This window comes from Terriglobus albidus (assembly GCF_025685425.1).
Classification (GTDB): Bacteria; Acidobacteriota; Terriglobia; order Terriglobales; family Acidobacteriaceae; genus Terriglobus; species Terriglobus albidus.
In genome coordinates this window covers 1-12,950 of sequence record NZ_JAGTAS010000026.1, presented here as the reverse complement: position 1 = coordinate 12,950, position 12,950 = coordinate 1, and the positions used below count along the sequence as shown (strand labels likewise).

The window sequence follows — 12,950 nt, the reverse complement described above, 5'->3', positions numbered from 1 at the left end:
GTTGCAAACTGCAGCCATACGGGCGATGAGTAAGGGTTTGGCTATCCCGCCCTTCGGCGGGATAGCCTTTCTGCCCGTGCTGCTGCAGCAGCCGACTGTCGCCACTCCTCCGGTAGACGTGGCTTGGTCGCGAGCAGAATCTGGTACGCGGCGGTACGATCGGCCGCGGAGATCTTCTGGAATGCGAGGGATTGGTCCGCTCCGCTCAGCACCTCATAGAGGCGGTGATAGACATAGGTCTTCGCCTCCTGCGGTAATTGGTCAAACTGATCCGAGTAGATGAGATAGCTGACGGGATAGCGGAAGACCCGTGTCTTCAGATCGAAGTCGCGCAACGAACGCCCTTTGTTGTCACGCAAACCCGCCGCGGCAAAGGTCCGCGCGAAACTGTTATTTCCTGCCACCGGCCCTGGCAATGGAGCTTCGTTGGCAAACAGCAGATACCGCAGCAGCTCTTCCGCAGGCTTCTCAAACGTGGCGCGCTCCTCGGGCGTGAGCGGACTTTCCACACCATTGTTCTTCTTCGCATGCTCAAAGAACGCAATGCGCGTCTTGTAGTTCGTCAGCGTAATCAGGTTGTGCATCTGCGTCTGATGCGCCAGCACCAGGTGCGCCACAATATCGCTCTGCGGATTCAGATACTCCGCATTGAGAAATTTCTGTTCCAGCGGCTGCAGGCTTTGATCGGGATCGCCGTGCGGTCCATTGGCGGTGCCGTATCCCGCCGGCATGATCGCGTTGCCCATCGTTCGTTCGCTGCCGGCTGAGCCGGTGACATACCATCCGCCCCAGCGCTTTGCGATCGGTGTCTCCTGACCGGTGACAAACGATTCTGTCGAGTTCGCCAACGTGCCCGTCGGGGAAGGATAGATCGAACGCACCAGCACACCGGGAACGTTGCGTGTACCAGGTGCGATATGGCACTGCGTGCAGTCCAGCTCGGCGCGCTCGAACTTCGGATGGTCCGCCTTGTTGGCGTCCAGCAGATAGAAAGCAGCACCTTGGTTCGGATCGAACGAGACGATCTCCAGCGCCTTGCCCTCATGGACAAAACCGACATACACGTCGTCGTTGAAGTAGAGCGCCCGCGGATGCTCCGGCGAGATCTTCTTGTACTGGAAGCTGGTCTTGGAGAAGACAAGCGTCTGCGAGTCCTGCGGAATGTGCAGCGCCTTCAGCACCGAAGGCAGATAGCCCAGGCGATCGTCATACGTTAGCTTCACCGTTCCCGCTTCGAGCTTCTTCTCGAGCTCCGCTACGGGATCATGCAATTCATCCTGCAGATAATGGATCGGCGCATCCGTATAGGGGATATATCCCTGACGCTTCACAGCGATCTGTCCGCGCGCGCTCCATGCTCCAACGCTTACGGCGAACAACGCAACCGACAACAACGACACCACAACAGGCAGACGCAACCGTGCCATCTGGTCCATGACCTTTTCTGGGCTGCACGCGCACACTGGCGCACACAACACCGGAAGACGATGCGACATGGCGGAAGACAGACTCCGCGACAAATCGCTTCAGATTGTCAGAGGGTGATCAACGGCATGAAGCATGCGTAGACACGCGCTCACACTCCCGTCGATCGGGAAAGCTATCGTGGGAGGCAACAACCACAGAACGTGGGCGCAACGGGCAAAACGCGTGCGGACACCAGGAACATTGTGTTCCGGTCTGCACTCATCGCCTTGTTGTGAAGATAGGTCTTCAAAACATCTGCTCCGTTGTACTGCTTAGTTGTCTATTATGCATTTCTGGGAAAATCGTGCAAGTTCATTTCAATCACGGAACTGGGTGCCCCATCCATCGCATGGGGTCCCCGACGAACTTGTTCGTTGGGGTGATAACGCGATGGCTGGGACGTTCGAGCGAAGCTCGGATCGTCTTTTTGTTTGTCATTTCGTAGCGGAGCGAGAAATCTGCTTCTCTACCGATGCTTCTTACTGACCCCAAAACATAAAAGCAGATCCCTACGGGATCGGAGTCAGAGCTACGATCCGCGCCGCCAGCAAAGTGCGTCGGTCTACCGCGAGGAGGAGCGCCATCCGCTTTGAGATGTCCGTCTTTGGCGCGGTGATGAACTACGCCATCAAGAAGCGCCGCAATTCCGAAGAGGTTTCAAGCATCTGAACTCCTTTCATCAAACGCGCAGCTCGGGTAATGCCCGCCGGGGCAATGAACCTGGCAATTGATTCTCCCTGACTTCTACAGCGGTAGAAATATCCGAATCATCGGCAAGATCAGAAGAACGAGAAATGGGAGGTTACAACAGGACCGGAGGAGATGTCGCTGCTCGTGGGCGGAGGGCCGTCGAAGAGGTCTGCTGAAATCGGCTCCCACCGCAAACAGCACAAGCCCGTAGTAAGCCGCCACAATTACTAGGAGCCATGAGGTGAGATGCACGAGCAGGACTGCAGGCAGCAAGCTTGCAGCGCAGAAGAAGACGGGCTTCATATCCTGAAACCCCGGCGCCCTCAACGTGCCAATTCGATTGGTCCACCCGAAAATCTTAGCTCTGGCTTGTTCGTAACCTGCCAACCCAACGGGGATCCAGATCGACGAAGCAGTCTGCCGAATGCGGTGATGATCAAGTGGGAAGGTAATCGCAGTTTGGCTGCCTTCGCGAAGGCCGAAAATGCGCAAGCCGTACTGGTCCTCGTTAATCTTGATGATCTGGTTTTTGAAAATGGTGACGTCATTGCCATGCTGCATTTGCTGAAGCCGATCGGTGCCAACAATGAGTCGATAGGCCCGCCACCGCCGCTCATTCCGCGGGATCCAGACGAGTCTCCAGATCGCAATCATCGCGAATGAAAGATACACACTGAAGAGCCACACACGGTTCGCGTTTCCAAGCCAGCCCGCAGTCATGCCGAGCGCAATGAAAAGACTAATAAGGAGTGAGTGTACAAGGTCCCGTTTGGCTAGCCTGCAGACGGCTTCTTCGGAGAGATGGAAAGCTCCTTCCACTTCCGTCCAATCGGAATCTCGCCGCCAGTGTTCTCTGGGAAGTGACAGGGCGAGATCCATCAAGATATCCACCCACAAGCGAACGCGCGCTAATGGGCCTCGCTCCACTCGATTCCGATCCCGGAACAATTGCAGAGCGGCAGCGGCATACTCCTTGCGAAAGGGACGCGGATAGAGCTTTAGGAGCCAGGCGTAGATCTTCTCAGACATGCAGCCCCCTCAGAATGCGCTTAGTGCGGGCAAGACGAACCAGATCGACCAGCTTCTCAGCTTCTAACTGTGCTCGTTTTCGCCCGGCGGCGGTCAGCCGGTAGTAGCGACGACGCTCCGTGCTGTTTTCTTCGTCGGGACGCTCGTCGAGTTCTTCGATGAGACCCGCCTCAAGCATCGTCTTGAGTGATCCGTACAAAGTCCCGGGCCCCAGACGCATCCGCCCCTCGGTCTGCTCTTCGACTCCGCGCATGATGGCATAGCCATGGAGTTCGTCATTCGCCAGGGCGAGGAGGATATGGAACGCAACCGTCGGCAGCGGATCAAGTTTTCGTCTCGGCATATCGTTTACCGATGCATCGTTAAACGATGCATAGGCCGAATGAGATCGTAAGTCAACGCCACGTTCGTTGGAGACCCGGTGAATGGGGCACCCAGTGTATGGTGCCGAATCTACCAACTAGCATCCAGGAACTAGCAACCAGCAACGGCTCTACAGAGCGCTCGCCTTACACAGCTTCACCGTGTCATCGCGATGCAGCTTCAACTCCGCCGCAGCCAGCACTTCATTCAACTGTTCAAGACTCGTCGCACTCGCAATGGGAGCAGTGACAGTACGGCGGCTCAGCAGCCATGCCAGCGCGACCGTTGCCTGCTTTGCTCCGGTCGATGCCGACACTTCCGCAAGCGCCTTTAGAATGCGCTCTCCGCGCTCATCGAAGTACTTGGTCACATAACCGGCACGCGCCGCGCCTTCTGCATCTGCCTTCGACTTGTATTTTCCGGTAAGAAATCCGGCAGCCAGTGAGAAGTAAGGAATCACACCAATGTTGTGTTTGTCCACCACCGGCTCTACGCCCTCTTCGTACTCCTGACGAACAACCAGGTTGTAGTGCGGCTGGATCGACTCGTATCTCGGAAAACCATTTTGTTTCGCGATATCCAGAGCAACGGCAAGACGCTTGCCGGTGTAGTTTGAGGCTCCGATCGCACGCACCTTCCCTGCCTGCACCAGCGCAGCGAAGGCTCCCAGTGTCTCTTCCAATGGTGTCTCTACATCGTCGCTGTGTGCCTGGTAGAGATCGATATAGCTGGTCTGCAACCGCTGCAGCGACTTCTCGACGGCCGTCATGATGTGCGCCTTACGCAGGCCCTTCCCTTCGGCGACTTCCATGCCGACCTTGGTAGCCAGAACGACTTTGTCGCGTTTGCCGGTGCGGGCAAACCAGTTGCCGAGGATCGTCTCACTCTCGCCACCCTTGTTGCCCGGAACCCAGCGCGAGTAAACATCGGCGGTATCGATGAAGTTGAAGCCGCGATCGACAAATGCATCCAGGATGGTGAAGGACTTCTGTTCATCGATTGTCCAACCGAAAACATTGCCACCCAGGCAGATCGGTGAAACCATCAGGCCTGAGCGGCCGAGCTGCTTCTTCTCCATCCCAACGTTCTCCTAGTTCATCCACTTTCTGTCGCGAGGATCGCGGCGCTCGTCATCAGGCGCAATGTAACGGCCCTCTTCATCGAACTTCACCACGCGATTCTGTTTGCGCATGTAGACCTCAAACTTACGCGCGGCCCGGCGGCGCTTCCAGCGATAGTAGCCATTGCGCAGACCGAAGTAACGCTCGCTGGCGCCAAAGACAAATCCACGCGTCGGCGCGAACTTGAAGTAGAGCCAACCGCACAAAGCTCCGCAGAGCTCCGCCAGCGCACCAAGGCGATCGCCACCCTGGATCACCGTTGCCAGTTGCAACAGGATAAAGATCGCGACCGCATACTTGGCCTTCATCTTGATGACGAAGAAGACATACATCTCGCTGTCGCCCATCAGCGACGCAAATGCCGTCATCAGCCCCATAACCGCGGGCCATGGCCCCAGAGTGGCAAGATCCTGACGCAACCCAAAGATATGCGTGTAGCAGATCGCTGAAGCCAGCAGGCCGGCGCCGGCAGCAGTGAACAGATAGAGCTCCACAAGGCGACGACTGCCGAAGGTTCCCTCCATCCATACGCCCAGGAACCACAGCGAGAGCAACGCGAAGATCATCCCCAGCAAGCCAATCGGGAGGAAGATGTAGGTCAGCAGTTGCCAGATGTAGCCGTGGAAGACAGCCTGCGGCACCAGCACCGTATATGCGGTTAGCAGGTGTGCGATATCCCGGGCTGCCCATCCCAGCACAAGGAAGCCGAAGAAGGACGCCAGGTGGACGAGGATCAGCTTGCGGGTCGCGCCGGAAAAGTGGGGCAGGTTCAGCGTGATGGGTCCGGTGCTGCGCATGCACTCCATTTCATCACAGCGGCCCGGCCCCCGTCCCGGCCTTCCCCGGAGCTCTTCTGCCGGCCGGCTATCCGGTACGATTCACCGCATCTTCCCGCTTTACCGGGTGTTTATACTCAGTGATATGCGTCGTCTGCACTTAATTCGCCTTGTCGTCGCCGCCGGCCTCACCGCCGCGGCTGCTCTGCCGATCGCAACGCCTACCGCTGCTGTGGCGCAGCAAAAGCAGCGCACCGTCGAGGGCAAGGTCATCGACGGCTCTGACGGCGCCCTGAAGGGGGCCGTGGTCTATCTCAAGGACACCCGCACCCAGTCCGTAAAGAGTTTTATCACCAGCGAAGACGGAGCCTACCGCTTCGGCCAGCTCTCGCAGAACACCGATTACGAGCTCTGGGCCGTACACGACGGCAAGAAGAGCAACACCAAGACGGTCAGCTCCTTCGACAGCAAAAACGCCTTCCAGATCAATCTGAAGGTCAACTAGCCTGATTCCGGCTGGAGTTTTTATTGTCCCGGGCGCCCACCCTCGGGGTTCCCGACGAACTTGTTCGTTGGGGTGAACGCTCGCAACGCTAGGGCGGGCAGGTTATACCCAAATTCCTTACAGAATGAGTTTTCTTCGAAACATGACAAAGCCCCGCGTCGAGCGGGGCTTTGTCATGCTCGCAACAAACCGCCTACTTATGTCCTAACCCGCTCTCGCGAAGGGACTTGATGAAGATTCCGCCCACGACCGACCGGGCCTGGAAGCCCTCCTGCTTGCCGGTCTTCGTGTCGTACCAGTCGGTTAGCGGAACGCGGGTTGGAGTCTCATCGAGCCACTTCCCCAGTGGATCGACAAGCGTGTGGAAGGTCGCGTCGTCATCGGCCAGCGTGGCTGTCCACAGCTCCCAGTCCAGCTTGGTGTAGTCTCTGCGGCTGTCGAGGGGAAGTCCATACTGATTCAGCTTCGTCTTATAAAACGCCAGTTCGGCATTCTTCACCGACGCCGGGAAGAGCTTCAGTCCCAGCAGGTCGTCCCACACCAGGTTGTACTTCTGACTCCACGTATTGGCCGCATCAAAAGCCAGCTTGTAGTGGTCGCCTTCGCGGGCAAGGTCGTTCCATTTCTTCGCCATCTCCGCCGCAACTCCGGCATACTCCTTTGCCAGCTTGTCGTCGCCCACGCCTTTGGCCATCTCCGCAAACGCCCCCAGAGCATCGATCGCCTTGATGGACAGATTGGCGTTATGCGCCAGGTGGCCGGCGAAGTCATCGGTTGAGAGTTGGTTCTCCGGATCCAGGCCTTTGTCTTTGAGATACGCCGCCCACTTCACCAGCAGGGGCCAGTACCGTTTGGCGAAGTGCCAGTCGCCCTGCGCGCGGCCCATCGCGGCGATCATCAGCAGCATGTTGCCGCTCTCCTCCACCGGCATCTGATCGTCTTCGGTGCGCTCTCCGCCGCCATAGACCTGTCCATTGGCAAGCGGATACGTTCCCAGATCGTGCGGCGCAAATGGAAACTTCCATCGCGACAGCGCGGCATACTCCATCACCGGCTTGAGCTGCGCCTCCAGCAAAGCCGGATTGAAGTACAGGAAGAACGGCGAGGATGGATACAGCACATCCACCGTTGCAATGCAGCCGTTGGAGAAGTTCTCCTTCGGGAACTGCAGCGGCGAACCATCCAGATCCGCAGCCAGCCCATTGGCGGCCAGCGTCTGCCGGAAGGCCAGCGTGGCCAGACGCGCATACACCGGACCGCCATCCTTCACGAGCTTCGCAGTCAGCTTCTCGTCGAAGTCGTTTGAACGTGCCATCACCGACGCGTACTCCTGCATCGCCTGGGTCAACATTGCCTGCGGCGTCTTACCGTCACGTGCCCAATAGGGCTTGAGACGACGGTTCAGGTACTCGATTGCGAGGGGCTGCGTAAAGGCGAGGCCAACGTGGCGCTCGGCTACCTGCGATGCGGAGACCTGGAGCTTCATCTCCACCGCAAGCTGCGGCGCTCGCCCGGCGGCACGCGGCTGATCCAGATCATCATCCTGCGGCAGGCTGCCCGATTTCAGGAACTGCGCCGCACTGTCGGCTCCGAGCGAGGTCACCACCTGCGCCTCCGCAGGCACAGCAAGATGGAAATAACCCCAATCGGCGCGCAGGTTATCGCCCGCACGCGCCAGAGCTCTTTGCTCCACGGAACCGGTGGTCAATATATCCATCCCGCCCACGCGGGCGCGTTGCCACGTTACCTGCTGATCGGAGGTGTCCACCGCAATACGCGTATCGACGCCAAGATAAAGCTCAACCGCGTGCGGCTTGCCGTCCACGGCAGAAACCTGCCAGGTCAGATAGGTTACCGGACGCGCCAGCACGTCCAGATCTGTCGGCAGACTTGGGGAAAGAAAGATCGCCCGCAGCCGGACTCCACCACCCTCAAAGGTGTACTCCGTCTGCGTCGGTGTTACATGCAGAGCCTTCTGCTCCATCGCCGCGATCGATCCCGGGCTCCGTCCCATCCAGCGATAGGAGGTGCCATCGACGCGGAGATAGCCACGCATCGGCATCTCCGTCCCGGTCCAATGCTTTGTGTTCTGGTCCGTAAGATGGTCAGCCATCGACCAGACGCTGAAGTAAGGATCAAACGCAATGAGAGGAGTTGCCGGGTTCCGTTCATTCTGGGCGTACACCGCCGCAGACAGGGGGAGTAGGGCGGCCAGCGCCGCCACAAACGTCTTTATGGCCATGCCCAGCAGGGTACAGGAGCGACCGCGGCAATGACCACCAGCCGACACAACACTGCATCGTTTATTGTTCGAGTCGCTTTTTTCATGTGGGCGAAACCAAAAGAAAACTCCATCTCCGCATCTATCTTCGGATGATTCTGCGCCCTCCTCCGCGCCCCATCGCGTGGGGCCTGATCGCTCTGGTAGCGTTCGCCATCGTCTTCTGGCTGGGACGGCAAAGCCGGGCATACGTTCTGCACCCGGATGCCGCAGTTCCCTCCGGCACACTGCCCGCTATGGACAGTCACGAGCCTACGCGCCTCTACGCGCACAACCTCATCCTTCGCAAGGGCCCGCATTTCCGTGTCTACGTGCGCTGGATTCGTGGGCAAATGCGCTCTACCCGCAAGGACCAGAACCCCTCCTTCGATCTGCCGGAGTCATTCCTCCTGGAGATCGAGAAAGGTGTCATCAACGTCAAACTCGCGGATATCGCCGACTACCTCAACTCTGGAGAGACGGGAAAGTCGCCGCTGACCGGCATCTCCATTGAGAACAAAGACGGAGAACTCCATGTCCACGGAACGCTGCACAAGCTGATGCCGCTTCCGGTACAGCTCCAGGGCGTTCCATCCCCTCTTCCTGACGGGCGCCTGAAGTTTCATCTGACCAAGATCAGCGTCTTGAAGATCCCGATGAAGGGCCTGCTCCGCATCTTCCATGTCAACGCCGAAGATCTCGTCCCCAGCACCGGTGTAGCCGGTGTCCAGGTCTCTGAGAACGATCTTTACCTGGATACGCAACGCTTCCTTCCACCGCCCCACATTCATGGGCAGATCAGCAGCGTGTCGCCTTCTGGTGATGAACTGAAGGTGATCTATGGCAATGCAGACACGGACGAGCAGAAGCTGGCTCAGTGGCATAACTTTCTGCGGCTGGTGGGCGGCTCGCTCGACTTCGGCAAGCTCAGCATGCGGCAGGCCGACCTCACCATGATCGATGCCACCGATGATCCCTGGTTCGAGCTCGACTTGGCGAACTATCAGGCTCAACTTGTCTATGGAACCACCCGCATGACCGAGAAGGCCGGTGTGGAGATCTACATGCCGAACCTCAAGAATCTGCCGCCGGAGAAGCGCTCCGCCAAGGGCGTCACCGTGGAATGGCTCAGGAACCGCCATACCTCTCCCCCGCTGGATGTGGCGGAGAAGGTGGCCGAAGCGAAAAATCCCTAAACAGCAAAAGCCCCGCAGAGCGGGGCTTTGCTTAACTGCGAACCTGCTTAGGCCGAGACAGCCTCAATCGAGACGAAGCGTCCCAGGCGGCCACGGTCGGTGAACTTCACGCGGCCGCCGATCTTGGCAAACAACGTGTCGTCGCTGCCGCGGCCGACGTTCAGACCGGCCTTCAGCGGTGTACCGCGCTGACGCACGATGATGCTGCCGCCGGTCACAACCTGGCCGGCAAATGCCTTGACGCCAAGCCGCTGTGCGTTTGAATCGCGTCCGTTAGAAGAACTACCGCCACCTTTTTTATGTGCCATTGCCTTGAACCTCGTTCGTGGGCCGGGCGTTTCCGGCCGAAATCAAATCTTAAGCCTTGAAGCTCTTGCCGTTCACCTGGATCTCGTTGATTTTGACCTCAACGAAGCTCTGACGGTGACCCTGCAGCTTCTTGTACTGCTTCTTCCGCTTGTAGTGGAAGACCAGAATCTTGTCGCCGCGACCTTCGCTGACAACCTCGGCCAGCACCTTGGCGCCGTCCAGCTTCTCGAACTTGCCCTCTTCCGGGCTAACAGCCAGAACGTCAGAAAACTCAACTGCGCCGTCGGCGGCCAGCTTCTCAATCTTCACGGTCTCGCCGGGAGCAACGCGGTACTGCTTACCGCCGGTGCGGATCACTGCGTACATGTCAAACCCTCCACAGACAGTCGCACCCTATGGCACGCTGCCCGGAATCTCATTGGTATTGCAAGGGGCGAAACAGGCCTGCTTCCAAGCCGCCTTCTATCCTTCACCAGGTCCACTCTTCAGGACTCCAGCCCCAGGACAAACGGCCGCATCGCCAAACTTAGAAAGTTTACCCCACTTTAGGGCCCGGTGCAAATGGGGGATCAGGCGTGAAATCAGGTTGCACCATGCATTGTGCAACTCCAAAATCCCTTACGAAGGCCAGCGAAAGTGACCGTGCGCCGGGTGAGGTGCGAATGCGACCAGAGGCGTCTCCTCCGCACCTCGTCCGATGTTATGCACCACCGTCTCCAACCCGGGCTTTGCGGTACTGATCACTCCGACATGGGGCAGGTGACCGTTCAGCATCCAGGTCACAAGGTCGCCGGGCAGCAAGGGTTTGGGGAATGCGTCGCCGGCACTCTTTTCCGCCGGAGCCCACAGAAGCCCTCCGGCACGCCGCCAGAAGACCTCAAGATTCAGCACGCGGCGATGATCAATATTGGAGTCCGCCTTCTTATTCCCCCATGTCTGTCGCGATGGATACGCCGCAAAGTCGCGGACCATATCCTCATGCACCAACTGTTGCAGGTCGAGGCCGATCGCATCACGACATGCCCTCACCACCACATCGGCGCAGATGCCGGTCGAGCGTGGCACGTCACCGTTGGGATACACCAGCCGCACATAGCTGGGGTCATAGCTGATCGTCACGCCGATCTGCGCCCGCGCCGCCTGTGCAAGTTTCTCGCCTCGGCTCAAGGGAAGAACCGGAGCCACAAGAGACGCAGCAAACGAACCTAGAAACTCTCGTCGGAGCATAAAGCGGTGTCTCTCTAAGAGACACCGCTTCTCTTATTTTGATCCCGCGCTTTTACGGTTTCGGCGACGCGATGAACTCCGGCGTCTTCACATCGCTGCCGAACCTCCACGCCGAGAGATACGCAAGCTTGAGGATCTTCTCCATCTTCACGTAGTCGATCTTCTCTGCCGTATCCGACGTGTGGTGATAGTCCGGATGAAAACCGGTGAACCACCAGAACGCCGGAATGTTGTGCAGCACGAAGGGAAACTGGTCGGAGCGGAAGAAGACGTTCAACGCTGACTCATGATCGAAACGATCATCCAACACCAGCCCAACCTGTTTGTTCTCTTCCACCACCACGCGTTTGTACTCCGGAGAGTAGAGCGCGCCGATCAGGTTCAGGCGGTTCGATGTATCCGCCGGAATCTCGATCAACCCATCGGTTTGCGGACTAGGTTTCTCATCGCGCCCGATCATGTCGAAGTTGATCTGTGCGCGGGTTGTCGCCAGCGGACGCACCGGGTGAGCCGCCATCCAGTACGCTCCCAGTAGACCGCGCTCCTCCGCGGCAAACACTACAAACAGAATTGACCGCTTCGGCCGCGACGGATTCGCCGCAAACGCACGCGCCAGCTCCACCACACCTACCGTGCCGGAGCCGTTGTCGTCCGCTCCATGCCAGACCTGTAGACACTCCGGACCCGCGGGCGTCGGCTTTCCCTGTTCATCCAGATCGCCCTTACCTGCGGCGCAGGGAGTTGCTCCGTCGTGATCATGATGCGCCGTGATCAGGATGGTCTCCGCCGCCAGCTTCGGATCGGAGCCCTGCAGCAGACCGGCGACATTCAACGTCGTCCCCACGTGCTCCCTGGTGTTGCGCAGATGTAGCGTGACCTGCGTATCTGGCAGCAATCGGCTCTGCGGCTTCAGATCGCGATCGATCGCCATCTGCAGCTCACTGCCCGTGGCCCCTGCTGTAGCCAGCAACTGCTGCAGCACCTCATCGCGAATCAGGATCGACGGGATATCAACCTCGTCATCCTGAATCGCCTGCAATGGAAGCGGCTGCGTACGTGTCACGCTGCCACCGATGCGGGCGGAACGTTCCGCGTTGGTGAGATGTTTGCGATTCGGCTCGGCAACAACCAGCAGCGCCACAGCGCCATGAGCCTGCGCGTTCTTCAGCTTCACGCGCGTGGTCGCATAACGTGTATTGCCGGTGCCGTTGAAGACCGAATGAGCATCGTCTTCCTGCGGCTCATGGTCAAAGACCAGGACAATCTTCCCCTGCGCGTCGATGCCTTTGTAGTCGTCATATCCGAGCTCCGGCGCGGTAATGCCGAAGCCCGCAAAGATCACCGGAGCAGTGAGATCGACCGCGCGCTTGAACGCTCCCGTCACCTCCGGCGCATGGAAGATGGTCTCTTTGCCTGCGCGCATGAGCGTAACCGAACTTGCTGCGCGGTCCGGAGCATACTCGACCAACTGAAATGGCTGGAAGTAACCGCGCGTTCCCGGTTCTTTCGTAATCGGCTTCAGTCCCGCGGCGGCGAATTGCTTCGCGACCCACTCAGCGGCCTGATCGTCACCCGGCTGCAGGCTCAACCGGCCGCGCAATGCATCGCTCGCGATATACGCCAGGTCTCTGCGCAAATCGCTCTGCGTGATGCGATCGAATCCCTTGCGTTCCGCGGCGGGAATACCGTTCTGTGCGTGAACGAAGGACGGCAGCAATAAGACCGCAGGCAGCAGCGCTCTCTTCATGGCGCTATGGTAGTCGCCTGCTTCGGAGAAGCCAACCATGGGTGCACACGACGGTTCAAGCATTTTTTGTTTGTCATTTCGCAGCGACCGAAGGGAGCGGAGAAATCTGCTTCTCCCAGGCAGAGCCCTCAGCGGCTAAATGTGAAGTTTCAATAGGTTATTGTCCATCTGACCGAGAACGAAGAAGCTGATTGTGAGAGCAATCCAAAATCTTCGGAGGCCAGATGGACTATCACCATCATGCCCGTTTGACAGTGCGT

Annotated in this window: 12 protein-coding genes; 2 read left to right on the top strand and 10 right to left on the bottom strand. The window is 58.5% G+C overall.

Annotated features, from left to right (window positions below; translation table 11 throughout):
• Positions 1 to 41: 41 nt before the first annotated feature.
• From OHL21_RS04300 to OHL21_RS04280, 5 genes are all read right to left on the bottom strand, one after another.
• The gene (locus OHL21_RS04300; protein ID WP_263416015.1) at positions 42 to 1,436 is read right to left on the bottom strand and encodes a hypothetical protein; all 1,395 of its coding nucleotides are present in this window, start codon (positions 1,434 to 1,436) and stop codon (positions 42 to 44) included.
• A gap of 775 nt (positions 1,437 to 2,211) precedes the next feature.
• Entirely contained in the window at positions 2,212 to 3,186 is a 975-nt protein-coding gene (locus OHL21_RS04295; protein ID WP_263416014.1) for a hypothetical protein, read from the bottom strand.
• Positions 3,179 to 3,529, bottom strand: coding sequence for a PadR family transcriptional regulator (locus OHL21_RS04290; RefSeq protein ID WP_263416013.1), 351 nt, complete (start codon positions 3,527 to 3,529; stop codon positions 3,179 to 3,181). Before OHL21_RS04290 ends, OHL21_RS04295 begins: the two co-directional genes overlap by 8 nt.
• Positions 3,530 to 3,679: 150 nt before the next feature.
• Positions 3,680 to 4,627, bottom strand: a complete 948-nt coding sequence (locus OHL21_RS04285) for an aldo/keto reductase (RefSeq protein WP_263416012.1) — start codon at positions 4,625 to 4,627, stop codon at positions 3,680 to 3,682.
• Between the two features lie 12 nt (positions 4,628 to 4,639).
• Positions 4,640 to 5,467, bottom strand: a complete 828-nt coding sequence (locus OHL21_RS04280) for a rhomboid family intramembrane serine protease (RefSeq protein ID WP_263416011.1) — start codon at positions 5,465 to 5,467, stop codon at positions 4,640 to 4,642.
• 124 nt (positions 5,468 to 5,591) lie between these two features.
• On the opposite strand from OHL21_RS04280, the gene OHL21_RS04275 reads away from it, so the two are divergent.
• Positions 5,592 to 5,951: a carboxypeptidase-like regulatory domain-containing protein gene (locus OHL21_RS04275; RefSeq protein WP_263416010.1), complete on the top strand. Its 360-nt coding sequence runs from the start codon at positions 5,592 to 5,594 to the stop codon at positions 5,949 to 5,951.
• A gap of 193 nt (positions 5,952 to 6,144) precedes the next feature.
• Here OHL21_RS04275 and OHL21_RS04270 read toward each other — a convergent pair whose 3' ends face one another.
• Positions 6,145 to 8,193 (bottom strand): glutaminase family protein, encoded by a 2,049-nt coding sequence (locus tag OHL21_RS04270; protein ID WP_263416009.1) that lies wholly within the window; start codon positions 8,191 to 8,193, stop codon positions 6,145 to 6,147.
• A 131-nt stretch (positions 8,194 to 8,324) separates the two neighbouring features.
• Between OHL21_RS04270 and OHL21_RS04265 the strand changes: the two genes are divergently transcribed.
• Positions 8,325 to 9,407 (top strand): hypothetical protein, encoded by a 1,083-nt coding sequence (locus OHL21_RS04265; protein ID WP_263416008.1) that lies wholly within the window; start codon positions 8,325 to 8,327, stop codon positions 9,405 to 9,407.
• A 47-nt stretch (positions 9,408 to 9,454) separates the two neighbouring features.
• Here OHL21_RS04265 and rpmA read toward each other — a convergent pair whose 3' ends face one another.
• From rpmA to OHL21_RS04245, 4 genes are all read right to left on the bottom strand, one after another.
• Positions 9,455 to 9,715 (bottom strand): 50S ribosomal protein L27, encoded by a 261-nt coding sequence (gene rpmA / locus OHL21_RS04260; RefSeq protein WP_263416007.1) that lies wholly within the window; start codon positions 9,713 to 9,715, stop codon positions 9,455 to 9,457.
• Positions 9,716 to 9,764: 49 nt separating this feature from the next.
• Positions 9,765 to 10,082 carry a 50S ribosomal protein L21 gene (gene rplU / locus OHL21_RS04255; RefSeq protein WP_263416006.1) on the bottom strand — a complete coding sequence of 106 codons (318 nt, stop codon included), beginning with the start codon at positions 10,080 to 10,082 and terminating at the stop codon, positions 9,765 to 9,767.
• Positions 10,083 to 10,334: 252 nt separating this feature from the next.
• Positions 10,335 to 10,943, bottom strand: coding sequence for a DUF1287 domain-containing protein (locus OHL21_RS04250; RefSeq protein WP_263416005.1), 609 nt, complete (start codon positions 10,941 to 10,943; stop codon positions 10,335 to 10,337).
• 52 nt (positions 10,944 to 10,995) lie between these two features.
• Positions 10,996 to 12,690: a M20/M25/M40 family metallo-hydrolase gene (locus OHL21_RS04245; RefSeq protein ID WP_263416004.1), complete on the bottom strand. Its 1,695-nt coding sequence runs from the start codon at positions 12,688 to 12,690 to the stop codon at positions 10,996 to 10,998.
• Positions 12,691 to 12,950 lie beyond the last annotated feature (260 nt).